At 70.7% G+C, this 23,171-nt stretch carries 21 protein-coding genes; 10 read left to right on the top strand and 11 right to left on the bottom strand.

Annotated features, from left to right (window positions below; all coding sequences use genetic code 11):
* The first annotated feature begins 147 nt into the window (after window positions 1–147).
* A complete protein-coding gene (locus OG381_RS06980; RefSeq protein ID WP_327715230.1) occupies window positions 148–2,376 on the top strand; it encodes a glycoside hydrolase family 95 protein in 2,229 nt (742 codons plus the stop codon).
* Window positions 2,377–2,430: 54 nt separating this feature from the next.
* On the opposite strand, the gene OG381_RS06975 is transcribed toward OG381_RS06980, so the two are convergent.
* Both OG381_RS06975 and OG381_RS06970 read right to left on the bottom strand, forming a co-directional pair.
* Complete coding sequence (locus tag OG381_RS06975; RefSeq protein WP_327715229.1) at window positions 2,431–4,386, bottom strand: N-acetylmuramoyl-L-alanine amidase; 1,956 nt, start codon at window positions 4,384–4,386, stop codon at window positions 2,431–2,433.
* 274 nt (window positions 4,387–4,660) lie between these two features.
* The gene (locus tag OG381_RS06970; RefSeq protein WP_327715228.1) at window positions 4,661–5,800 is read right to left on the bottom strand and encodes an aminoglycoside phosphotransferase family protein; all 1,140 of its coding nucleotides are present in this window, start codon (window positions 5,798–5,800) and stop codon (window positions 4,661–4,663) included.
* A 253-nt stretch (window positions 5,801–6,053) separates the two neighbouring features.
* Between OG381_RS06970 and OG381_RS06965 the strand changes: the two genes are divergently transcribed.
* The gene (locus tag OG381_RS06965) at window positions 6,054–7,544 is read left to right on the top strand and encodes a DNA-binding protein NsdB (protein ID WP_327715227.1); all 1,491 of its coding nucleotides are present in this window, start codon (window positions 6,054–6,056) and stop codon (window positions 7,542–7,544) included.
* A gap of 43 nt (window positions 7,545–7,587) precedes the next feature.
* Here OG381_RS06965 and OG381_RS06960 read toward each other — a convergent pair whose 3' ends face one another.
* Entirely contained in the window at window positions 7,588–9,015 is a 1,428-nt protein-coding gene (locus OG381_RS06960) for a PP2C family protein-serine/threonine phosphatase (protein WP_327715226.1), read from the bottom strand.
* Window positions 9,016–9,495: 480 nt separating this feature from the next.
* On the opposite strand from OG381_RS06960, the gene OG381_RS06955 reads away from it, so the two are divergent.
* Window positions 9,496–9,909: an SsgA family sporulation/cell division regulator gene (locus OG381_RS06955; RefSeq protein WP_327715225.1), complete on the top strand. Its 414-nt coding sequence runs from the start codon at window positions 9,496–9,498 to the stop codon at window positions 9,907–9,909.
* Window positions 9,910–9,923: 14 nt separating this feature from the next.
* Here OG381_RS06955 and OG381_RS06950 read toward each other — a convergent pair whose 3' ends face one another.
* Window positions 9,924–11,021, bottom strand: coding sequence for a baeRF3 domain-containing protein (locus OG381_RS06950; protein WP_327715224.1), 1,098 nt, complete (start codon window positions 11,019–11,021; stop codon window positions 9,924–9,926).
* Window positions 11,022–11,192: 171 nt separating this feature from the next.
* On the opposite strand from OG381_RS06950, the gene OG381_RS06945 reads away from it, so the two are divergent.
* Together OG381_RS06945 and OG381_RS06940 are read left to right on the top strand one after the other, a co-directional pair.
* On the top strand, window positions 11,193–12,611 hold the full coding sequence (locus tag OG381_RS06945; protein ID WP_327715223.1) for a basic amino acid/polyamine antiporter: 1,419 nt from the start codon (window positions 11,193–11,195) through the stop codon (window positions 12,609–12,611).
* A 30-nt stretch (window positions 12,612–12,641) separates the two neighbouring features.
* On the top strand, window positions 12,642–13,898 hold the full coding sequence (locus OG381_RS06940) for an arginine deiminase (RefSeq protein ID WP_327715222.1): 1,257 nt from the start codon (window positions 12,642–12,644) through the stop codon (window positions 13,896–13,898).
* Window position 13,899: 1 nt separating this feature from the next.
* On the opposite strand, the gene OG381_RS06935 is transcribed toward OG381_RS06940, so the two are convergent.
* A complete protein-coding gene (locus tag OG381_RS06935; protein ID WP_307034574.1) occupies window positions 13,900–14,313 on the bottom strand; it encodes a PaaI family thioesterase in 414 nt (137 codons plus the stop codon).
* Window positions 14,314–14,392: 79 nt separating this feature from the next.
* Between OG381_RS06935 and OG381_RS06930 the strand changes: the two genes are divergently transcribed.
* Window positions 14,393–14,818 carry a MarR family winged helix-turn-helix transcriptional regulator gene (locus OG381_RS06930; RefSeq protein WP_327715221.1) on the top strand — a complete coding sequence of 142 codons (426 nt, stop codon included), beginning with the start codon at window positions 14,393–14,395 and terminating at the stop codon, window positions 14,816–14,818.
* A 38-nt stretch (window positions 14,819–14,856) separates the two neighbouring features.
* Here the strand turns inward: OG381_RS06930 and OG381_RS06925 are convergent, their stop codons facing one another.
* Complete coding sequence (locus OG381_RS06925; RefSeq protein ID WP_327715220.1) at window positions 14,857–16,413, bottom strand: alpha/beta hydrolase; 1,557 nt, start codon at window positions 16,411–16,413, stop codon at window positions 14,857–14,859.
* Window positions 16,414–16,686: 273 nt separating this feature from the next.
* Between OG381_RS06925 and OG381_RS06920 the strand changes: the two genes are divergently transcribed.
* Entirely contained in the window at window positions 16,687–17,337 is a 651-nt protein-coding gene (locus tag OG381_RS06920) for a chaplin (RefSeq protein WP_327715219.1), read from the top strand.
* A 188-nt stretch (window positions 17,338–17,525) separates the two neighbouring features.
* Here the strand turns inward: OG381_RS06920 and OG381_RS06915 are convergent, their stop codons facing one another.
* Window positions 17,526–18,005, bottom strand: coding sequence for a nucleoside deaminase (locus OG381_RS06915; RefSeq protein WP_327715218.1), 480 nt, complete (start codon window positions 18,003–18,005; stop codon window positions 17,526–17,528).
* A gap of 142 nt (window positions 18,006–18,147) precedes the next feature.
* Here OG381_RS06915 and OG381_RS06910 point away from each other — a divergent pair, with 142 nt between their 5' ends.
* Both OG381_RS06910 and OG381_RS06905 read left to right on the top strand, forming a co-directional pair.
* Window positions 18,148–18,924 (top strand): GNAT family N-acetyltransferase, encoded by a 777-nt coding sequence (locus OG381_RS06910; protein ID WP_327715217.1) that lies wholly within the window; start codon window positions 18,148–18,150, stop codon window positions 18,922–18,924.
* 63 nt (window positions 18,925–18,987) lie between these two features.
* Window positions 18,988–19,896, top strand: a complete 909-nt coding sequence (locus tag OG381_RS06905) for an NAD-dependent epimerase/dehydratase family protein (RefSeq protein ID WP_327715216.1) — start codon at window positions 18,988–18,990, stop codon at window positions 19,894–19,896.
* Here the strand turns inward: OG381_RS06905 and OG381_RS06900 are convergent.
* The 3 genes from OG381_RS06900 to OG381_RS06890 form a co-directional block, all read right to left on the bottom strand.
* Window positions 19,885–20,757: a GNAT family N-acetyltransferase gene (locus OG381_RS06900; protein WP_327715215.1), complete on the bottom strand. Its 873-nt coding sequence runs from the start codon at window positions 20,755–20,757 to the stop codon at window positions 19,885–19,887. The genes OG381_RS06905 and OG381_RS06900 overlap by 12 nt on opposite strands.
* A 102-nt stretch (window positions 20,758–20,859) precedes the next feature.
* Window positions 20,860–21,129 carry a GlsB/YeaQ/YmgE family stress response membrane protein gene (locus OG381_RS06895; protein WP_327715214.1) on the bottom strand — a complete coding sequence of 90 codons (270 nt, stop codon included), beginning with the start codon at window positions 21,127–21,129 and terminating at the stop codon, window positions 20,860–20,862.
* 94 nt (window positions 21,130–21,223) lie between these two features.
* Entirely contained in the window at window positions 21,224–21,667 is a 444-nt protein-coding gene (locus OG381_RS06890) for a hypothetical protein (protein ID WP_327715213.1), read from the bottom strand.
* Between the two features lie 112 nt (window positions 21,668–21,779).
* On the opposite strand from OG381_RS06890, the gene OG381_RS06885 reads away from it, so the two are divergent.
* A complete protein-coding gene (locus OG381_RS06885) occupies window positions 21,780–22,541 on the top strand; it encodes an ArsR/SmtB family transcription factor (RefSeq protein WP_327715212.1) in 762 nt (253 codons plus the stop codon).
* A gap of 60 nt (window positions 22,542–22,601) precedes the next feature.
* Here OG381_RS06885 and OG381_RS06880 read toward each other — a convergent pair whose 3' ends face one another.
* The gene (locus OG381_RS06880; protein ID WP_307034592.1) at window positions 22,602–23,042 is read right to left on the bottom strand and encodes an SPW repeat protein; all 441 of its coding nucleotides are present in this window, start codon (window positions 23,040–23,042) and stop codon (window positions 22,602–22,604) included.
* Between the last annotated feature and the right edge of the window lie 129 nt (window positions 23,043–23,171).

The following is a 23,171-nucleotide window of genomic DNA, read 5'->3' as shown; positions in this document are numbered from 1 at the left end:
CGGACCTCTAGCGTCAAGGTCATGTCGTATGAGATCACTCGAAGAACGACGTTAAAGGCCGCGGCAAGCGGTGCCGGTGCGCTCGCGTTAGGGGCCGGTGTCGGAGAAGCGGCCGCCGATTCCTCCGATGTATCGGGGCAGCCGTTGGTGCTCTGGTACGCCACCCCCGCCACCGACTGGGAACGCGAAGCCCTCCCCATCGGCAACGGCGCACTCGGCGCCATGATCTTCGGGACCCTCGCCTCCGAACGGCTCCAGTTCAACGAGAAGACCCTGTGGACCGGCGGCCCCGGTTCGGCCCAGGGCTACGACCACGGCAACTGGCGCGACGCCCGCCCCGGCGCCGTCACCGCCGTCCAGGACGATCTCGACGCCCGGACCACCCTCGACCCCGACGCGGTCGCCGCCCGCCTCGGCCAGCGCCGCGTCGGCTACGGCGCCCACCAGACCTTCGGCGACCTCCACCTCGACCTCCCCGGCGCACCGGCCACCACCCCGGACGACTACCGCCGCGAGCTCGACCTCGACAAGGCCGTCGCGTCCGTCACGTACACCGACCAAGGGGTGCGCCACCGGCGGGAGTTCTTCGCCTCCCACCCCGACGGCGCGATCGTGGGCCGGCTGAGCGCCGACCGGCCCGGCAGCGTCACCTTCACCCTCCGGTACACCTCGCCGCGCGCCGACTTCACCACCACCGCGGCCGACGGGACCCTGACCGTGCGGGGCGCGCTCACCGACAACGGTCTGCGCTTCGAGGCGCGGATCCGGGTCCACAGCCAGGGCGGCACCCTCAGCTCCCGCACCGACGGCACCGTCACCGTGACCGGCGCCGACAGCGCCTGGTTCGTCCTGGCCGCGGGCACCGACTACGCCGACACCTACCCCGACTACCGGGGCGCGGACCCGCACACCACCGTCACCCGGACCGTCCAGCAGGCGGGCACCGACCACCGGGCGCTCCTGCGCCGCCATCTGCGTGACCACCGCGCTCTGTTCCGCCGGGTCGCCCTCGACATCGGCCAGGAACCGCCCGCGGACGTCCCCACGGACCGGCTGCTGTCCGCCTACACCGCCGGCCCGACCGCGGCCGACCGCGCCCTGGAAGCCCTCTTCTTCCAGTACGGCCGCTACCTTCTCATCGCCTCCTCACGCCCCGGCTCCCTGCCCTCCAACCTCCAGGGCGTCTGGAACCAGAGCACCTCGCCGCCCTGGTCCGCCGACTACCACGTCAACATCAACCTGCAGATGAACTACTGGCTCGCCGAGGCCGCGAACCTCGCCGAGACGACGGAGCCCTACGACCGTTTCGTCGAGGCGCTGCGCGCTCCGGGACGCCGCAGCGCACGGGAGATGTTCGGCTCGCGCGGCTGGGTCGTGCACAACGAGACCAATCCGTACGGCTTCACCGGAGTGCACGACTGGGCGACCGCGTTCTGGTTCCCCGAGGCGGCGGCCTGGCTCACCCAACAGCTTTACGAGCACTACCGGTTCGGCGGCTCCACGGCCTACCTCCGCACCACCGCCTACCCGGTGCTGAAGGAGGCCGCCGAGTTCTGGCTGGACAACCTGCGCACCGACCCGCGCGACGGCACCCTCGTCGTCACGCCCAGCTACTCGCCGGAGCACGGGGACTTCACGGCCGGTGCGGCCATGTCGCAGCAGATCGTCCACGACCTGTTCACCAACACCCTCGAAGCGGCCCGGATCCTCGGTGACTCACCCGGCTTCCGCCGCCGTCTGGAAGAGACGCTCGGGCGGCTCGACCCCGGCCTGCGCATCGGTTCCTGGGGACAACTCCAGGAGTGGAAGGCCGACCTGGACGATCCCACCGACGAACACCGCCATGTCTCCCACCTGTTCGCCCTCCACCCGGGACGCCAGATCGAGCCCGGCAGCCGGTGGGCCGAGGCGGCCAAGGTCTCCCTCACCGCCCGCGGTGATGGCGGTACCGGCTGGTCCAAGGCGTGGAAGGTCAACTTCTGGGCCCGGCTGCGCGACGGCGACCACGCCCACCTCATGCTCGGTGAACAACTCCGGCTCTCCACCCTGCCCAACCTCTGGGACACCCACCCGCCGTTCCAGATCGACGGCAACTTCGGTGCCACGTCGGGGATCGTGGAGATGCTCCTGCAGAGCCAGCACGGCGTGATCGAGGTGCTGCCCGCCCTGCCCGCCGCCTGGCCCGACGGCTCGGTCCGCGGACTGCGGGCCCGTGGCGGTGCCACCGTCGACGTCGAGTGGGTCGGCGGCCGGGCGACCCGGATCGCGCTGGCGGCGGTACGGACACGTGAACTGACCCTGCGCAGTGACCTGTTCGCAAGCGGCGAGCTGACGTTCAAGGCGGTCGCGGGCCGCCACTACACCTGGAAGGCCTGAACCTCCGCGACCGCCTCTCACCGAGGAGTGGCGCCGCCAACCGCCGGACGTTCCCTACCGGGAGACCTGCACGTCGACGTCGGCCGCCCGCACGAACGCCACCCGGTGACCGAACTGGATCTCGTAGTAGAGATCCTTGCCGACCACGACCTGGTGCGAGTCCGTGGTGAACGTGACCGCATAGTAGTACTCACCCGGCACCTTGTCGCCGACCACGTACTTCTGGCCCTTGGGCAGTTTGTACGGCAGCGGCGACACCGCCTGCGCGGGCACTCCCGCCGGGTACGCGGAGGCCTCGGGGTACGCGCGCCCGTACACCGGGACGCTCTCCACGCCGGCCTTGGGCGTCACCACCTGGCCCTTCGCGCTGACCGCGGCCGGGTCCTTGCTCGGGTTCTCGAACCAGGCCTTCTGGCCCAGGTACCAGATCGCCGTCCAGTCTCCGTCGCGCCCGGCGACCGCGTACTGCTGACCGGTGGAGACCCGCGAGGAGATGTCGTTCACCCCGGTGCCCGGCACCGTGCCCAGACCGATGTCCTTGATCAGGGGGTAGCTCCTGCCCGGCCCGGAGTACAGGCGTACCTCGCTGGAGCCGTGCGCCGCGCACGGCTCGCCCTTGGTGACGCAGCCCGTGTACTCCGGCTGGTTGGTCGCGTAGTCGGGCCGGATCGTCACCAGCGCGGCCTCCTTGCCGCCGGCGGCCTTGAAGGGGTGGCCGAGCAGCTCGAAGTAGTGCCGCCAGTCCCAGTACGGCCCGGGGTCGGTGTGCATGCCGCCGACGGTGGCCGTGGTCGGGCCCGGCACATTGTCGTGGCCGAGGATGTGCTGCCGGTCCAGCGGGATGTCGTACTTCTTGGCGAGGTACTTCACCAGCCGCGCCGAGGAGCGGTACATCGCCTCCGTGTACCAGGCGTCCGGATTGGCCAGGAAGCCCTCGTGCTCCAGACCGATCGACTTGGCGTTGACGTACCAGTTGCCCGCGTGCCAGGCCACGTCCTTGGCCTTCACATGCTGGGCGATGTGCCCGTCGGTGGAGCGCAGTGTGTACTGCCAGGAGACGTAGGTGGGGTCCTGGACGAGGTTGAGGACGCCTTCCCAGGTGCCTTCGGTGTCGTGGATGACGATGTACTTGATGCTCTGTGACGTCGGGCGGTCGCCCAGGTCGTGGTTGCCGTAGTCGTTGTCGCCGAACTCCTCGTACGGTGCCGGGATCCACTCGCAGGACACCGACTTCGGGCACTGCGTGGCCCCGCGGCCGAGCGTGCGGAGACCGGCCCGCTTCATGGCGGAGGTGTCGGGGGTGACGTCCGGCTGGGCCGCCAGGGCGACCAGCTGGCCGGCGTCCGTGGCGCGTTCCTCGCCGGTGCGGATCACGTCGTACACGTCGTCGGCGTAGGCCGTCGCCGTCGCGGTGTCGTCGGCGCCCGAGAAGCGGGACACCGCCGCGTACCAATCCGCGGGGTCATCGCTGAGCGGTTCGCCCAGGTCCTTCTGCGCGTCGGCCAGGAGTGCGGCGCCGCCGGCGATGTTCGCCGCGGGATCGGTCCGCAGTTCCTCGGCGCTGAGCCCGGTCAGTTCCGCCGCCTTCGGCAACGTCGTGAGCCGGGCCGGGAACTCCTTCGGCGCCGGCACCTCCGTCTCGGGCAGCAGGGCCGCCCGGGCGCTGTCGCCGCGCGCGTCCTCCGTGCCCTCGCTGTGGTGCGGGGCCTCGGCGAGCGCGGTCCGGGCGTCGGTCAGGTGCATCGGGCCGTAGCCGCCGGTCACACTCGGTGCCCCGGCGTGCGCGTCCCAGCGGGACTGAAGGTAGGAGACGCCGAGGAGGACGCTCTGCGGGACCTCGTACCGGGCGGCCGCCGAGGCGAACGCCAGCTGGAGGCTGTTCGCCGAGCTCTGTGCGCCGGAGGGGGTCGCGCCGAGCAGGGGCAGCAGCAGTGCCGCGGTGGCGACCGCGCCGACGGCGGCTCGCGTATGTCTGTGCCCGGAGGCGCTGGTCGGGTCGGATCCTCGCATTGCAGCCTCCTGGGACGGTCGGTCGCGATGAGCCGTGCGGGGCCGGGCGTGCGTCAGTGGTACCGGCTGGCCGACGATCCGTCAATCATGCCCAGGGAAAGACGAATTCCCTTGTCAAGCGGGTGTCCCGGGAGTTTCGTGGCGGCACCTTGCGGGCCTGCGGGGCGTCAGTGGCTTACACCAATGGGCTGTTTGCGAGCGGCCGTGCGAGGGCGGACATACGAAGGTCCGCGGTGCGCCGCTGTCTCGGGCGCACCGCGGACCCTCGTCCCCGTCAGCGAGTGCCGACCGCCGCGCGTACGGCCCGTCGGGCCAGCTGGCAGTCGTCGTGCAGCCGCCTCAGCAGTAGGCGCTGCTCCTCGCCGGACGGCGCAGCACCGGGGTGGGCCACTCCCGGTGCCGCCGGGGTCGTGTCGTGCATCGAACGCTGCACGGCCGTTTCATAGGTGCGGATCTCACGGGTCAGCACGAGCATCAGGTTCACCAGGAACGCGTCGCGCGAGGCCGGGCCCGCCGACTGCGCGATCTGGCTGATCTGACGACGGGCCACCGGCGCGTCCCCGAGCACCGACCACAGCGTCGCCAGGTCGTACCCCGGCAGATACCAGCCCGCGTGCTCCCAGTCCACCAGCACTGGACCGGCCGGTGACAGAAGGATGTTCGAGAGCAGTGCGTCGCCGTGGCAGAACTGTCCCATGCCGTGCCGGCCCGAGGTCGTCGCGATGCCGTGCAGCAGCTTCTGCAGGTCACCCATGTCCCGGTCGGTGAGCAGCCCCAGCTCGTGGTAGCGGGAGATACGGGCCGCGTAGTCCAGCGGGGCGTCGAAGGTGCCCGCCGGCGGCCGCCAGGCGTTCAGCCGGCAGATCGCGCCGAGCGCCGCCCGGATGTCCGCCCGCGGCGGGGCCTCCGCCGGGTGCCGGTGCAGCGCCGCCACGCGTCCCGGCATCCGCTCGATCACCAGGGTGCAGTTGTCCGGGTCCGCCGCGATCAACCGGGGCACCCGCACGGGCGGGCGGTGCCGGACGAACGAGCGGTATGCCGCTATCTCGTGGCGGATCCGCTCCGCCCACGCGGGGGAGTGGTCCAGTAAACACTTCGCGACGGCCGTGCTGCGCCCGGTCGTCCCCACCAGGAGGACGGAGCGACCGCTGCGGCGCAACACCTGGACCGGAGCGAACTCCGGACAGATCCGGTGCACCGACGCGATCGCCGTACGCAGCTGCGCGCCCTGAGGGCCGGACAAGTCGAGTCTCCCGCTGAGCGGTTGGGTGCCGAGCCCCGGAGCGCGCCGCGTCCTGCCGGCACCGAGCACGGGGGCCGCCGGGCGAGCGGGGTCGAGGTAAGGACCGCTGCCCGCCGGGCGGGGGTGCAGCGGCCGGGGCGGGGCGGACACGGAGGACGATGCTGCGTACATGGGCGAAACAGATCCCTTCGTGTGCCTGCAGTGCATGTCTGCGCAGTGCGCTGACCCGGCCCGACCGCCCGAGGTGCACCCTGGGGAGTGCTCCCGTCATATGGCAGCGGCCGGGTCGGGGTGGCGCGTTCCTACCTGACACCCATGGCCCAGTGGCACACCATCTGGCGCACCCTGGCGAACCCTGGCGAATAGTCGCTCGGCACCTCCCACCGGGCTACTGTCAACTCAGCCGAGAACCTGGGGGCTTGACGTGAGCGGACAACCCAACACCCGCCTTTCGGACCTGTTCGGCCTGGCCGGCTGGTCCAAGGGTGAACTCGCGAGGCTGGTCAACCGGCAGGCGGCGGCCATGGGTCACCCCCAGCTGTCGACCGACACCTCACGGGTGCGGCGTTGGATCGACACGGGAGAGATCCCGCGCGATCCGGTGCCCCGTGTGTTGGCTGCCCTGTTCACCGAGCGTCTCGGCCGTGTCGTGACCATCGAGGACCTCGGTCTGGTCCGGCACGGGCGTACGGGGAAACGGCAGGACGCCGGGAGTGTGGAACATCCCGACGGTGTGCCGTGGGCGCCCGAGCGGACCGCGGCGGTCCTCACCGAATTCACGGGAATGGACCTCATGCTCAACCGACGCGGCTTGGTGGGTGCGGGCGTCGCGCTCACCGCAGGATCCGCACTCAGCAGCGCCATGCACGACTGGCTGCACTCCGATCCGTCCCTGACGGCCGACGCCCCCAGATTCGACGATCCCCTGCACGCCGACCCCGCTGGGTTCGACCGCTACGAGGCCGCCCCCATCGGATCGCAGGAGATCGAGGAACTGGAGCGTTCCGTCGAGGTGTTCCGGGCGTGGGACGCGGCTCGCGGCGGCGGGCTGCAGCGCAAGGCGGTCGTAGGCCAACTCAACGAGGTGGGCGGCATGCTCGCCTACCGACACCCCGATCATCTGCAGCGGCGCCTGTGGGGCGTCGCCGCCAACCTCGCCGTGCTCGCGGGCTGGATGTCGCACGACGTCGGCCTGGAGCCCACGGCCCAGAAGTACTTCGTCATCGCCGCCCATGCGGCCCGTGAGGGCGGCGACCGGCCCCGCGCCGGGGAGGCGCTCTCCCGAGCGGCTCGCCAGATGGTGCACCTGGGCCGGCCCGACGACGCACTCGACCTGATGAAGCTCGCCCAGTCCGGCTCCGGGGAACAGGTGCTGCCGCGCACCAGGGCGATGCTCTACACCATCGAGGCCTGGGCACAGGCGTCCATGGGCAAGGGGCAGGCGATGCGCCGCACCCTCGGACAGGCGGAGGACCTCTTCGTCTCGGACCAGGGCGACGTGCCACCGCCCAGCTGGATGCAGACCTTCAAGGAGGAGGATCTGTACGGCATGCAGGCCCTGGCCTACCGCACGCTGGCGGAGCACGAGCCGACCGCGGCCGTGCACGCCCAGCACTACGCGGAGAAGGCCCTGGCGCTGCGGGTCGACGGACGGCAGCGGTCGAAGATCTTCGACTTCCTGTCGATGGCTTCGGCCTGCTTCATCGCGGACGACCCGGAACAGGCGGACCGGTACGCCCGGCTGGCTCTGGTGTCGATGGGATCCAACTCCTCGCACCGCACCTGGGACCGGCTGCGGCAGATGTACCGGCTCACCGCCGAGTACTCCAGCTACCCGAAGATCTACGAGCTGAGGGAGGAGATCAAGCTGGCCCTGCCGAGGGTGGCCAAGGGCGGCAACAGCGCACGGGCATAGGGGGTTTGTGCGCTGGAACCCCGAATTCTCAGGCGGCCGATTCTCAGCCGGTCACCTTGGCGATGAGCACGCAGGCGTCGTCCTCGCGCTCGGTCCCGCCGAACTCCTCCACGACCATCCGTACACAGTCCTGTGCGGTGCGCGCCTCGTCGAAACGCGGGGCCAGGTCGAGGAGACGGTTCACGGCCGCCATGCTGTCGTGCCCGGGCACCAGCCCGTCGGTGTGCAGCACGAGCAGGTCGCCGGGTTCGAGGGGCTCTTCGGCCTGCTCGTAGGAGGCGCCCGAGGTCGCGCCGAGCAGGACGCCGTCCGGTGCGCTCAGCCTGCGCCCCGTCCCGTCGCGGAACAGCAGCGGGGCGGGGTGTCCGGCCTGCGCCCAGGCGAGGGTGCGGGTCTCGGGCCGGTAGCGGCAGCAGATCGCGCTGCCGAGCGCGGGCTGCACGGTGGCGTCGAGTAACTGGTTGAGCCAGGACAGCAGTTGTCCCGGCTGGGTGCCCGCCATGGCCATGCCGCGCACGGCACCCAGCAGGGTCGCCATGCCCGAGGTCACGGCGACGCCGTGGCCGGTGAGGTCGCCGACGCTGAGCAGCATGTCGCCGTCGGCGAGTTCGAGGGCGTCGTACCAGTCGCCGCCGATCATCGCGCTCGTCGAGGACGGCAGATAGCGCGCCGCCAGATCGAGGGTCTCGGGGCTGCGTCGCGGGAGCCGCAGGGAGCCGCGCCACGGCGGTAGCACAGCCTCCTGCAGCTCGACCGCGAGCCGGTGCTCGGTCTGCGCGCGGTGCTGGTGGTGCTGCAGCGAGTCACGGGTCTCGCTCACCACCCGTTGGCTGCGGCGCAGTTCGCTGACGTCCCGCAGCACGGCCCACATGGACGCGGTGCTGCCGTCGGCGTCGAGCACGGGCTCGCCCATCATGTGCACGGTGCGCACGGCATCGTCCGGGCGCAGGACGCGGAACTCCCCGTCGATGGGCTTGGCGTCGACGAGGCAGTCCGTGACCATCGACGTCAGCCTCGGCCGGTCCTCGTCGAGGACCAGGGACGGCAGTTCGTCGAGGGTGAGCGGGGGAGTCTGCGGATCGCGGCCCAGGATCTGGTAGAGCTCGCCGGACCAACTGGCCTCGTCCGTCAGCAGGTTCCACTCCGCGCTGCCCACCCTGCTGAGCAGGGAGTCGCGCCGGGGAGCGGTCGGCGCGGTTCCGGTGGCGGGGGCCGGCTCGACCACCGCGGGCGCGGGTGGGCCCTCCCGCAGCTGGGCCAAGTGCTCGTCCAGGTCGTTGAGTTGGTGCAGCGCCAGGTCGTACAGCGCGCGCTGCCAGCGTCCCTGCGGGTCCGATCCGTCGTCCTGGGCGTCCCGTCGTACGGCGTGCACGTCGCCCTTGAGCCGTCGCGTCTGCGATATGAGCGCGTCGACCGAGCCGCCGCCCGGCGGCTGGGCGGGTGGGCGGTCCGCAGAGAGATGGGACGGCATGACGCGCTCCGATGCGGGGAGATACGGCCAAGGCTGGCGGAGGGACCGTTACGACTGTGGCACAGCCCGCGACGCCCTGTAAGGGATTCGGCAACACACGATACGGTGGTGCTTCTGGCATATGCCACAGTCTTCACGGAGGGGTTTCCCCGTGCGATTGGCGTACGTCACCCGATGGGGCAAGTCGTAGTCAGGGTACGTGAGTTGACGGATCCTGAGGGCCTCCGGGTCAGCATTCATTTATGTGTTCGACGGCCCCCTGTTCTATGGGTCGGCAGGCGGGGACCGGACGGTGCCGGGGCGTCGCGCGCAGGGGTCCCGATGGGCGGGTTCGGCGGGCGAAGAACCGCTCACACCGCTTGGCGAGTGACGCAGGTCACATCAATTGATGCGGGCTTCGGCGTAATGCAAACGGCATCTGCGAGCTCGTACAGACATCGGCAAATACGGCCGACCTCCGACCCGTAGTGGAGACCGACCATGGACATCGACCTCGAACAGTCCGCCCACGGCCGCCTGATCACCGGCGACGAGCAGGAACTGCCCGTCCCCACGACGCTCCGCTACACCTCCGCGGACCCGCTCGCGGTGCACCTCGACTTCCCGCCCGAGGTCGCGCTCGACGGTGAGGTGGTCAGCTGGACCTTCGCCCGCTCCCTGCTGGAGGCGGGGCTGCGCGGCCCGGCGGGCGCCGGGGACGTGCACCTGTGGCCGTGCGGACGCGCCCGTACGGTCGTGGAGCTCCACTCGCCGTACGGGCTGGCCCTGCTGCAGTTCGACACCTCCGCGCTGCACCGCTTCCTGCTGCGGACGTACGCCGTGGTCGCGGCCGGCGAGGAGGATCTGAGTGCGGAGGTGGACCGCGGTCTGAGCGCCCTCTTCGGAAGTGTGTGAGGGCGCTCCGGTCTTCAGTACCGCAGAACCCCCGCGATCCCGCTCGCGTCGCCCAGCGTGCCGTCCGGTACGAAGCGGACCTCGGCGCCGGTCTCCAGACACTGCTCGACGATCTCGTCCACGATGTCCTCGCGGGCGTCGAGATCGCCGCTCAGCGCGGGGACCAGATGGTCGCCGCCCTCGTCGCGGACGGTCACCCGGTAGTTCTCCTCGACGGCCAGCAAGCGGACGCGGCCCTCCCGGGCGCTCTGCCACACCTCGTCGACGCCGGCCGCGAAGGCCCGGCGACCGCGTGCCGTCTCCAGCTCGCGGGTCACGGCGGCGGTGTTCTTGCGGGCCTCGGCCTCCTGAAGCGGTCGTACGGCCTGCCACACCGCGTCCGGGGTGCCGTGCGCGAGGCCGCCGTGCGGGACGTGGACGGCGTCCTTGGTGGCGCTTCCGACCTCGTCCAGCGCGGACAGCGCCGCGGTCTCGCCCGTGATGTAGAGCGGCCGCGGGTCCTCTCGCAGGAGTCTGCCCATCGCGGTGTCGGCATCCCGCAGGAAGTGACGGGTGTCCTCGTCGCGGAAGGTGCTCGGCAGATCGCCGATCCGCTCCTGGCGCTCGGCGTCGAAGTTCTCCCGGCTCCTGGTCAGCGGGAAGCCGCCGGCGCGGTGCTCGGTGACCCGGTCCGTGCCGCCGTTCCACAGCGTGACCTGGTCGGCGGAGACCGAGAGCACCCAGAACGGCCGCTCGGAGGCCTGCGCGGAGACGAGATTGCGGGTCAGGAAGGTGTCCGAGAGGACCACGCGTTCGGGTACGGCGCGGGCCAGCGACCACACCTGGTGCTCACCCGGAGCGGCGAAGATCACCAGGCCGTCCTCGGCATGGGCCAGGTCCACCTCGGAGAGGGCCTGGTCGAGCTGTCGTTCGACATCGGCGCGCCGCTCCCGGCTGACCGCGGGATCGGCCTCCAACTGCTTCTTGGCCGCGGCCACGACATTGCGCAGCCGGACCGGGTCCTGGGTGTTCTCGGGCTCCCGGCGATGTGTCGGCGTCAGCACGGACACGGCCGGATAGGGGCGCGGGCGCCGCAGCTCTGTGAGGGTCGTGGGACTGAGTGCGTGCTCCATATCAGCACGATAGGACTGATTGCCGGATAGGGCATTAGGGGCAACCAAGTCGGGCATTCAGGGTGATTCGCTGTTAGCGTCGCCTGAGTCGCCGGATGACGTTCTCCGCATCACCGAGGGACGGCCCTGTGCCGCGCACGACGGTGGTGCTCCCACCGTCGTAGGACGCACATGACCCAGGCCGACACACAGACCCAGGCTCCCCCCGCCGCGAAACTCTCCCTCCCGACGCTCACCACCATGGTGGTCGGCTCGATGGTCGGTGCCGGCGTCTTCTCCCTGCCCCGCAGGTTCGCGCAGGAGACCGGAGTCGCCGGTGCCCTGATCGCGTGGGCCGTGGCCGGCACCGGCATGCTGATGCTGGCCTTCGTCTTCCAGACGCTCGCGGTGCGCAGACCCGACCTCGACGCGGGCGTGTACGCCTATGCCAAGGCGGGCTTCGGCGAATACCTCGGCTTCTTCTCGGCGTTCGGCTACTGGGCGAGCGCCTGCGTCGGCAACGTGACGTACTGGGTGCTGATCATGTCGACGGTCGGGGCGATCGCACCCGCGCTCGGCGACGGCGACACCGTGCTCGCGGTGGTGCTCTCCTCCGTGGGGCTGTGGCTGTTCTTCGCGCTCATCAGCCGGGGCGTGAAGGAGGCGGCGGCGATCAACCGGATCGTCACGGTCGCCAAGGTCGTGCCGATCATCGTCTTCGTCATCCTCGCGCTCTTCTACCTCGAGCCGAGCGTCTTCGCCGACAACTTCGGCGGCGCCGACTACGCGGGTTCCCTGTTCAACCAGGTCAAGGGCACGATGCTGGCCACCGTCTTCGTCTTCCTCGGCGTCGAGGGCGCCAGCGTCTACTCCCGGCACGCCAAACGCCGTGCGGACGTCGGCCGGGCCACGATCCTCGGATTCCTCAGCGTTTTCGCGGTCTTCGCGTCGGTGACCATCGTGTCGTACGGCCTGATGCCGATGGCCGAGATCGCCGAACTGCGTCAGCCCTCCATGGCGGGGGTGCTGGAGCACGCCGTCGGCAACTGGGGCCAGGTCTTCGTCAGCGTCGGCCTGATCGTCTCCGTCCTCGGCGCGTATCTCGCCTGGACGCTGATGGCCGCCGAGGTGCTGTACGTGGCCGCCAAGGACGACGACATGCCGCGGTTCCTGAAGCGCGCGACGCCGGCCGACGTGCCCGTGCCGGCCCTCGTGATGTCCACGCTGCTCAGTCAGATCTTCCTCGTCATCACACTGTTCTCGGACGACGCGTTCAACTTCGCCCTCGATCTGACCAGTGCGCTGACGCTGATCCCGTTCCTGCTGGCGGCCGCCTTCGCGGTGAAGATCGGCTGGGGCGGGCAGCGGGGGCAGTTGATGATCGCCGCCCTCGCCACGGTCTACACCGCGTTCCTCATCTACGCGGCCGGGCTGAAGTTCGTCCTCGTCTCCTTCATCATCTACGCCCCCGCCACCGTGCTGTTCGTGATGGCGCGCAGGGAGCAGGGCAGAGCGCTGTTCTCGCCGCGCGAGTACGTCATCCTCGCCGTCTCGGTGGCCGGCGCGGTCCTCGGGATCGTCGCGCTGGCCCTCGGCTGGATCAGCCTCTGACCTCCCAGTCGTCCGGAAAGGTGCCCCACCGTGACCAGTCAAGACAGCCGTCCCGCCCATGGCGTCCACTCCGAGGTCGGCAGACTGCGCAAGGTGCTGGTCTGCGCGCCCGGGCTCGCCCACCGCAGACTCACCCCCACCAACTCCGACGACCTGCTCTTCGACGACGTCATGTGGGTGGAGAACGCCCAGCGCGACCACGCCGACTTCGTCAACAAACTGCGCGAACGCGACGTCGACGTGGTCGAGTTGCACGACCTGCTCGCCCAGACCATGGCGGTCCCGGGCGCTCGGGACTGGCTCCTGGACCGGAAGATCGTCGCCAACGAGGTCGGCCTCGGCCTGGTCGACACTACGCGCGCGTTCCTCGAGTCCCTCGAACCGGAGCGCCTGGCCAAGTACCTGATCGGCGGTCTCGCGACGACCGACCTGCCCGACGACTTCCGCACGCCCTACCTCGAACTCGCCCGGGAGTCGACCGGCGTGCGCGAGTACCTCATGCCTCCGCTGCCCAACACCCTCTACACCAGGGACACCACGTGCTGGCTCTACGGCGGCCTCACGCTCAACCCGCTGTACTGGCCGGCCCGGCACGACGAGACGCTGCTGATGAAGGCGGTCTACACCTTCCATCCCGACTTCGCGGGCTCCACCGTCTGGTGGGGTGATCCCGAACTCGACTGGGGGCAGGCGACGTTCGAGGGCGGCGACATCATGCCCGTCGGCAACGGCGTCGTCCTGATGGGCATGAGCGAGCGCACCTCACGTCAGGCCATCACCCAGGTGGCCGCGGCGCTGTTCCGGAACGGCGCCGCCGAGCACGTGATCGTCGCCGGCATGCCGAAACTGCGCTCCGCCATGCACCTCGACACGGTCTTCACGTTCGCCGACCGCGACCTGGTCACCCTCTACCCGGCCATCATGGACGGCGTCCACACGTTCTCCCTGCGGCCCGGCGACAAGGCGCCGGGCGTGGAACTCGTCGACGAGGGCTCGACGCCCTTCGTGGACGTCGTGGCCAAGGCGCTGGGCCTGCCCGGCCTGCGGGTCGTGGAGACCGGCGGGGACATCTACGCCTCCGAGCGCCAGCAGTGGGACAGCGGCAACAACGCGGTCGCGCTCGAGCCCGGCGTGGTGTTCACCTACGACCGCAACACGCAGACCAACACCCTGCTGCGCAAGGCGGGCATCGAGGTCATCACCATCGTCGGCGCCGAGTTGGGGCGCGGGCGTGGCGGTGGGCACTGCATGACGTGCCCGATCGTGCGGGACCCGGTGGAGTTCTGACCTAGTTCTTCGCGTCGATCACCGCGATGTTCCCCTGGGCCACCGCGCACAGCGTCCGCTGGCCGTCGGCGTCCACCGTGCTCACGTCGCAGCGGCTCACGACCCGGGTGCGGCCGGCCCGCACCACCTGGGCGTGCGCGCGCAGGATCTCGCCCGTCGCGGGGCGCAGGTAGTCGATGGTGAAGCCGGAGGTGATCAGGCCCGGCCCCACCACGGTGGCCGCGGCGAGCGTCAGCGTGTTGTCGGCCGCGTAGGAGACCACTCCGCCGTGGACGAAGCCGTACTGTTGGAACAGGTCCTGCCGGATGTCCAGTTCGAGGGTCGCCTCACCGTCCCCGAACGCCGTCACACGGGCGCCCAGCAGTCTGCTGAAGGGCTGCTCCGCCAGGACCTTCTGTGCGAGGTCCAGATCCATGGTCAGGCCCACCTCTCACTGTCACTTCACTAGTGAAGTGAGGGTGGCGCGGCTCGGTGTCCTCTGTCAAGATCGGCCCATGGTCGAGCCGGATCAGCGCCTGTACTACCTGATGCAGCGGGCGGCACACCGTCTGCGCACCACGCTGGACCGACGCTGCCTCGCCGTCGCCGGCGTCACCACCGCACAGCTCGGTGCGCTGTTCGCCGTACAGGAAGAGCCGGGCATCACCCAGCAGGGGCTCGCCCACGCGCTCGGTCTGCGAGAGTCCGCGGTCACCGGGCTCGTCGGACGCCTCACCACGTCGGGGCTGCTCTCGCGGCAGGCGCACCCGAGGCAACACCGGGCCGTGGTGCTGGAGTTGACGAAGGGCGGGCAGGCGGCACTGGAGGCGGCCCGGCCCGAGATCGACCGCTTCAACGCCGAAGTGCGCGCCCTGCTCGGCGACGACGGCTTCGAGCGGACCGCGGCCGCCATGGACCGCCTCGCGCACTGGGAAGAGTGAGTCCCGGGCCCCCGGTGCCCTGTCCGCGGCGGCGGATCTCACTCGTCGTCCGTCTCCGAACCGCAGGAGCTGCCGCTGGGCGGCAGGGTCCCGTACAGGAGGAAGGTGTCGACCTTGCGCTGGACGCACCGGGAGGAGGCGTACCCGGTGTGGCCGTCGCCCTTGTTGTCGAGCACGACCGCCGAGCCGCCGAGCCGCTTCGCCGTCTCCACGGTCCAGCGGTACGGCGTCGCCGGGTCGCCGCGGGTGCCCACGAGGAGCATCTTCGGGGTGTCGACGTCCCGGACCTCGTCGCGGATGAAGTCGGTGCCCTTGGGGCGGCCGTAGCACGTCAGCACCTCGGTGAGACGGTAGCGGCCGAAGACGGGGGAGGCGTCCTCGTACGCGGCGCGCAGCCGGCCGAGGCCGCGGGTGATCTCGTCGGCGGTGGGCCGGTCGGGGTCGTCCGCGCAGTTGATCGCCATCAGCGCCGCCGGCAGATTGTCCAGCGGGACCTCGTCCCCGTCGGCCAGCTCGCCGTCGCTCTTCGCGTGGCGGGGGAGCGTGATCCCGCCCGAGGCGAACGCCTCGATGCCCCGGGTGTCCCCGTCCTCGACGAGCTGGGCGAGGGCCCGCTCCAGCAAGGGCCACAGTTCCCTGCTGTAGAGGGCCTGTGCGATGGCGCCCACGAGGTCCTGGCCGGTGAAGTCGTAGCCCCAGTCGGACGGCAGCGGATCCTGGTCGAGCGAGTCGACGAGCCGGACGACCTGCTCCCGGGCCGTGCGGGGATCCTGGCCGAAGGGGCAGGCGATGTCCTCGGTGCACCAGTCGATGAAGTCCTCCAGCGCGATCTGCTGGCCCTCCGCACCCACCCTGCTCTGCTCGGTGAGCGGCTCCGTCAGTGTGTCCACACCGTCGAGCACCAACCGGCCGACCTTCTTCGGGAACTGAGCGGCGTAGACCGCGCCGAGCCGGGTTCCGTAGGAGAAGCCCAGGTAGTTGAGCTTCTTGTCGCCGAGGGCCGCGCGCATGACGTCCATGTCGCGGGAGGCGTTGACCGTGCCGATGTGCGGGAGGACGGGGCCGGAGTGCTCGGCACAGGCGGCGGCGACCCGCTTCAACTGCCGCAGCAGCGCCCGCGGATCGTCACCGCCCTCCGCCGCCGCGAGCGCCTCGTCGGTGCCGTCCCCGCAGCTGACCGGCGAGGACCGGCCGACCCCGCGCGGATCGAAGGACACGACGTCGTACCCCTTGGCCAGACCCATGAACTCGTCGCCGCTCGAGGCGAGTTCACTCACGCCGGCGCCACCGGGGCCGCCGAAGTTCAGCAGCACCGAACCCTTCGGCTTCCCGGTCGCCCGATAACGGGCCAGGGCCAGTTGGAGGGTTCCCGACTTGGGCTTGGCGTAGTCGAGGGGGACCGTGATCTTGCCGCACTGGAGATCCTTGGGGGCCTCCATGCCCTCGCACTTCGACCACCTGACCTTCTGGTCGTAGAACCGTGAGAGGTCGGGCCCGTCGCGGTGGGTGGTCGCCGTGGGCAGCCCCGCGCTCAGCAGAGCGAGGCCCACCGCTCCGGTCAGCGCACAGCGCCGCGTGGACAGCTTGGCCAGCATCGATGCCTCCAGGGGCGCCCGCTGCGGACCGCGAGAACAGCGCCCTCGATCACGATAAGCGGCCCCCGGAGGCGCCGCCTCCGGACGGGCGGGCCCGTGCGGAGTGCCTTACCCTGCGCCCTTCCGCAAGCATTCGAAGGTTTTACGACTAGTTCGACAACCGTGACGCTCGATGGGGTGAAAGGCCGATAAGCCATAACTCGGATGGTTCGCCCGCGTTTTATGGCATGCGGGTGAGTGCCCGCGAACCATGTTCTGGAAGGCAGGGAACCTATGAAACGGGTTACCCGAAACGGTGTGATCGCCGTCGCCGCCGTGTCCGGCGCGATGGCTGCGGCGATGCCCGCTTACGCCGACTCCGCGGCGGACGGCGAGACGGCCGGCTCGCCCGGGGTCGTCTCCGGCAACACGATCCAGCTCCCGGTGCATGTCCCGGTGAACGTCTGCGGCAACACCGTGAACGTGGTGGGGCTCCTCAACCCCGCCGCGGGCAACACCTGTGTGAACGAGGGCGGCGAGAACGGCCCGGCGCCCGCGGGCGCCGCCGCGCAGAGCAGCGGAAAGGATTCGCCGGGGGTGGTCTCCGGCAACGGTGTCCAGCTTCCGGTCCACCTCCCGGTGAACGTCAGCGGGAACGGTGTGAGCGTGGCAGGGGTCGGCAACGCGGCCGTCGGCAACGAGTCCGTCAACACCTCTGGCGAACAGCCCGCCGAGACCCCCGTGAAGCCGGCACCCGAGCCGGAGGCCGCCCCTCCGAAGCCGCGCCCGGGTCCGAAGGCCGACGAGCCCGGGCCGGAGCAGCCTGCGTCCTCGCTCGCTCACACGGGAGCGGACCAGACCCTCCCCGCCGTCGCGGGCAGCGCCGCGCTGATGCTGGGCGGAGCCGCCCTGTACCGCCGCTTCCGCCCGCGGTCGGAGCGCTGACGGTTCCTTCACGGAGACGGAAGGCCCCTCCGGGCGGTGACCGGTGGGGCCTCCGCCGACCCCGGCCGAGCACACACGGGCCCTTCTCGTCAGGACGCCGGGGCTTTCCCGTCGGAGACACCACGGAGAGCGAGACCGTCCCCGTCCTTCGGGTGCCGTACGCCGGTACGAGGGCGAGACCGTAGGCGTCACCCCTGGTGGAAGCGCCGGTGGAGTGCGTGCACCTCCTCGGTGAGCGCCGGCACCGGGCCCTCCACGGCCACCCCGGGCGCCACCTCGTGCACCGGCAGGGTTCGCACCGGTGGTGCCGGAACCCCCAACTGGCTCAACCACTGGGCCAGTTGTTCCGAGGAGGCGACATAGACGATGCGGCCGAGGCCCACCCAGGCGTGGGCGGCCGCGCACATAGGACAGTGCTCGCCGGAGGTGTAGACGGTCGCCGCCGCCCGCGCCTCGGGCGACATGTGGGCCGCGGACCAGCGCGCCAGCTCGAACTCGGGGTGGCGGGTGCGGTCGCCGGAGGCCACCCGGTTGTGGTCCTCGGCGAGCACCTCGCCGTCCGCTCCCACCAGCACCGAACCGAACGGCTCGTCCCCCGCCTCCAGGGCCTCCGCGGCCAGCTCCACACAGCGGCGCAGATACGGCAGCTCGGCGTCCTTCACGACCATGACGTACAACCCTTCCGGCGGTGTGATCTTCGATCAGGCACCCTATTGTCCGCCCGCGAGCGGGAAGGCGCGGCGTCCGCGCCTCCTGGTGATGGCCCGTAAACGTGTTGCCGCCCGGGCTCCCTGATGCTGGAGTGAATCCATGGATCACACCGCGGTACTCGCCCTGTACGACCGGGACATGCGCGAAGGCGCACAGCCGGACAGCCCCGAGTCCCGGATCGAGCGGGTCGGCAAGGTGGTCCGCCAGGTCTCCTCCGAGCAGGGATGGAACGGAGTGGTCTGGTCCGACCTGGACGCCGACGGCGCGGACGCGGCGATAGCCGAGCAGATCTCGTACTTCTCCGGACTCGGTCGCGAGTTCGAGTGGAAGCTCTACGGGCACGACCTGCCGGTCGACCTCGGGCAGCGGCTCAGGACAGCGGGGTTCACCGCGCAGCCGGAGGAGACCCTGATGATCGGTGAGGTCAACGACCTGACCCTCGACGCCGAGCCGCCCGAGGGCGTGCGCATCCTGCCCGTCACCGACCGGGCGGGCGTCGACCTCGTCGCTGACGTGCACGAGGCGGCCTTCGGCTCCGACAGCACCCGGCTGCGCCACCAGCTGCTGGCCCAGCTCACCGCCGACCCGGACAGCGTGGTCGCCGTCGTCGCCCTGGCGGGGGACACCCCGGTCAGCGCGGCCCGGATGGAGCTTGTACCCGGCACCCGGTTCGCCGGTCTGTGGGGCGGCGGCACCGTCGAGGCCTGGCGCGGCCGTGGCATCTACCGCGCCCTGGTCGCCGTGCGCGCCCGCGAGGCGGCGGAGCGCGGCTACCGCTATCTTCAGGTGGACGCCATGCCGGCCAGCCGCCCCATCCTGGAACGGCTCGGCTTCGAGCCGCTCACCACGACCACTCCGTACCTGTACACACCCTGACGCGGACCCCACTCCGGGGGATGTCACATCCGCGGCCACCCGATCCGTCGCAAGGGCATGACGATGAACCAGAGCATCCTCCTCGCAGGCGCCAGCGGAGCCCTCGGCCGCCAGATCAGCCGAGCCCTCACCGAGGCGGGCCACAAGGTCACCGGGCTCGGCCGCAGGCCGGGCAGCGACATCCGCGCCGACCTCCTGGACCGCGACGCCGTGTTGCGCGGCGTCGACGGCCACCGCTTCGACACCGTGATCCACGCGGCGACGGCCCTGAGCAAGCCGCCCATGCGGCACCGCGACATGTACGCCACCGACGCACTGCGCATCGAGGGCACCGCGCACCTGATCGAGGCCGCCCAGGCCGCCGGTGCCCGCCGCTTCGTGTCGGAGTCGATGGTCTTCGGCTACGGCTACGGCGACCACGGCGACCGGGAACTCACCGAGGACGACACCTTCGGCCCGCGCGGCAACAACCCGGAGCTGGAACGGCACCTCGACGGCATGCGCACCAAGGAGCGGCTGACCTTCGAGGCCGAGGGGCTGGAGGGCATCGCGCTGCGCTACGGCGCCTTCTACGGCCCTGGCGGCACCGAGAACCTCGTGCCGATGCTGCGCAAGCGGCAACTGCCCGCTCCCGCCGACCACGGTCGGGTCCTGCCGTGGATCGAACTCGCCGACGCGGGCCGCGCCATGGCGGCCGCCGTCGACAAGGGCCGTCCGGGACAGGCGTACAACATCGCGGACCGCACCCCCATGGGGTTCCGGGGCTATCTCGAGTGCGTGTCCGAGGAGTTCGGCCTGCCGAAGCCGATGACCGTACCGATGTGGCTGATGCGGCCGATGTCCTACGCACAGGTGGTGGTGGCGGCGACGCTGCGGGTGTCCATCGCCAAGGCCGAGCGGGAACTGGGCTGGTCGCCGGTGTACCCGTCCTGCCGCGAGGGTGTGGCCGCGCTGCGTGCCTCACAGGTCTAGCTGGTACTCCACCGCCTTGTGGGTGGGCACGTAGCCGAGGGCCTCGTTGACGGCGAGCATGGGCGCGTTGCTGTTCGCGGTGTCGGTGAGCAACCCGGCGAGTTCCGGGTGCCGTTCACGGGCGCGGCGGATCGACGCCGCCTTCATCCAGCGGGCGAGGCCATGGCCGCGGTGCTCCGGCAGCACGGCCGTACCGTAGTGCTGTCCGTCGCCCCGGCCGTCGCCCGGCACGACGAGTTCGGAGAAGCCGACGACCGATCCGTTCACCGTGTCCACCGCGGCGACGGTGTGCAGCAGTTCACCGCGCCGCGCGACCGCCTCGGCCGCGGCGACCACCCGCTCCACGTCCCAGACGACCGTGCCGTAGTCGGTGCCCTCCATCGGCATGTCGTCCATGGCGCGGCGTGAGTCGGCGTACGACTGGGCGAGTTCGTCCGGCACGACGCCGTCCCACTCGGTCAACTCATAGCCGAGGCAAGGCTGTTCACCTACCGCGGTGACGTCCGCTTCGGCCAGGGCGAGCCTGGCGTAGGTCAGGGAGAGCACCGGACGGAAGCCCCGGGCCGCCAGGAACCGGTCGGCGGGGGAGCCCTGTTCGGCCTGCGCGACGACGGTCCGCCGTCCCTCGGCCCGCGCCGTGGCCACGGCGGCCTCCAGCAGACGGGTGCCGACGCCCCGCCGCCGCTCGGCGCCGTGCACGGCGATCTCCAGTTCCGCGAGATGCTCCTGCCCGGCCTTCGTGAACAGCCGCAGGAAGGCGGACCCGGTCGGTGCTCCGTCGGCCGCCGCGGCCAGCCAGGCCAGGCGGCGACTGGAAGCGCCGGGTTCGGGGTCGGCCAGCGGGATGATGCGCAGGGTCAACGGGGCTCCGTGTCAGAGTCGTGTCCGGCGATGGGCCGCAGAAGCAAACCATCGCCGGACCACGCCCGCAACGGGATTTCGATGCGCGCCCGCCGCACACGGTCAGCGGCGCGCCCTCGGCCTCGACCGGTCCAGAGCGGCGACGCCGAGCGCGGCGAGAGCGATCTGGATGAGCCATTCGACCCAGTCGACGCCCTTGGTGTCGGCCACGTCGAACCCCGCGGCGATCGCCGAGCCGAGCAGTGCGGCCACGATGCCGACGACGATGGTCAGCAGGATCCCGATGCGCTGCCGGCCCGGGATCACGAGTCGGCCCAGCACACCGATGACGATGCCGATCACGATCGCGCTGATGATGCCCGAGATCTCCATCTCCAGCCCCTCTTCTCAAGACCCCCGCAGTAGTCCGGATGCCCCCGGGCGGCCCGTACAGTCCGTTCGGTATCCCCCACCGGTCAACAGGGCGTCAAGCTCTGGCCCCTCCAGAAACCCATCCGGTGGCGGCCACCCCTTCGGCCGCGATGTCGATCACGGAGCGCCCGTCGGTCCCCACCCGCAGGGTGCCGGCCGGCGCACGCTCGTCCAGCAGCCGTGCCTCGCGTGCGCTGCTGCGGAGTTCCGCGTCCAGCTCGGAGCCCAACTCCCGTCCGCGCAGGCGTCGTTCCGTTGTCTCGTCGGTCGCGGTGAGCAGGACCCTGACGATCCGGACACCGTCACCCAGGTTGCGCTCGCTGATCGCCGCCCGGTGCGGATCCCCTTCGGGGGCAGGATGCACCTGCCCCATGAAGTCCCCGTCGATCACGGCGTGAGCGACGCGCGCGCTCCGGAGCCGTGCCGAGACCTCCCAGCCCACGCTCGTCCTGCCGACGCCGGCGCGACCGCCGATGAGCAACACCTCGCAGTGATCCATGGTGGGAGCGTGGCAGTCGTCCCGTGCCGTCGGACACCTCCTTTCGTGCCGCGTTGACATGCAGGTAAATGCCTGCATAACGTGGAGTGTGCGATCAGAGGGCGACTCGGGAATGGACAGGGTCTTCAAGGCGCTGGCCGACGACACGCGCAGACTGCTGCTGGACCGGCTGCACGAGCACAACGGCCAGACGCTCGGCGAGCTGTGCGAGCGCATCGCCATGACGCGTCAGTCGGTGACCCAGCACCTGGCCCTCCTGGAGGCGGCCAACCTGGTCGGCGCGGTGCGGCGGGGGCGGGAGAAGCTGCACTACCTCAATCCGGTCCCGCTCCATGAGATCCAGGAGCGGTGGATCGACAAGTTCGAGCGCCCGCGCCTGAGCGCGCTCGGTGCCGTGAAGCGACGAGCCGAGGAAGCCATGACCGACAAGCCCACGTTCGTGTACGTCACCTACATCGAGAGCACACCGGAAAAGGTCTGGGACGCCCTCACCGACGCCGACCTCACCGCGGCCTACTGGGGGCACAGCAATGTCTCCGACTGGAAGCAGGGGTCCCGCTGGGAGCATGTACGGACCGACGGTTCCGGTGTCGCCGACGTCGTCGGCACCGTCGTGGAGAGTGAGCGTCCCACCCGCCTCGTCACCAGCTGGGCCGCGCCCGAGGACGAGGGCCGGGGCGACAGGTACTCCCGGGTCACCTTCGACATCCGGCAGCACGGCGACATCGTCCGCCTCACCGTCACCCACGAGAACCTGGCCGACGACGGCGAGCGCGCCGAGGCGGCCTCGGGCTGGGCGGCGGTGCTGTCGAACCTCAAGTCGCTGCTGGAGACCGGCAGTCCGCTCCCGCAGGAGCCGTGGCTGGTGCCGTGACGCGGGGCGGCCGGCCCGCGGGGCGCGGACCGGCCGGGGTCGCTTCCTCTCCGGGTGTTCCTAGGCCCTGGGGACGCTCTTCGCCGCGGTGACCGTGCACATCAGCCCCAGGATGACGGCCAGGGCGCCGATGATGACGTTGTTCAGGATGACGCCCGCATCCGGGCTGTCGCCGACGATCCAGGGCGACACGATCATCCACAGACCGACCGCGCAGAAGGCCCAGCTGAGGCCGTACATGCGTTCCGGGGTCTGGGTGAATCCGAGGGCCAGCAGGCCGATCGCGATGCCCACGATCAGGTTGTGGGGCACGAGGGCGGGCTGGCTCGTCGTGTAGTGGAGTATCCAGGGGGATACGGCGCAGTACAGACCGAGCAGGAACACCGGTCCGTCCACGAGTGCCACATCGCGGCCGCCGAGCATACGGGCGTACCGTGCCCGCATTTCGGAAGCGTCAGGGTGGCTGGTGATGTCACCTCGGGTGGGCGAGACGTTGGCCATGACTCGTCTCCTTTGACTCACAGGCCGAACCGCGTCTTGTGCGGTGTGCGGTAAGCGCCGCGCAGATACATCATGCGCTTATTTCGCCCTTATGTGTAGAGGTCAGCCGGTACGGCGTGAGATGTCAGG

The sequence above is a fragment of the Streptomyces sp. NBC_00490 genome, assembly GCF_036013645.1.
Taxonomy (GTDB): domain Bacteria; phylum Actinomycetota; class Actinomycetes; order Streptomycetales; family Streptomycetaceae; genus Streptomyces; species Streptomyces canus_F.
Note: the sequence above shows the minus strand (reverse complement) of the source record. Positions and strands in the feature narration are given on the sequence as shown.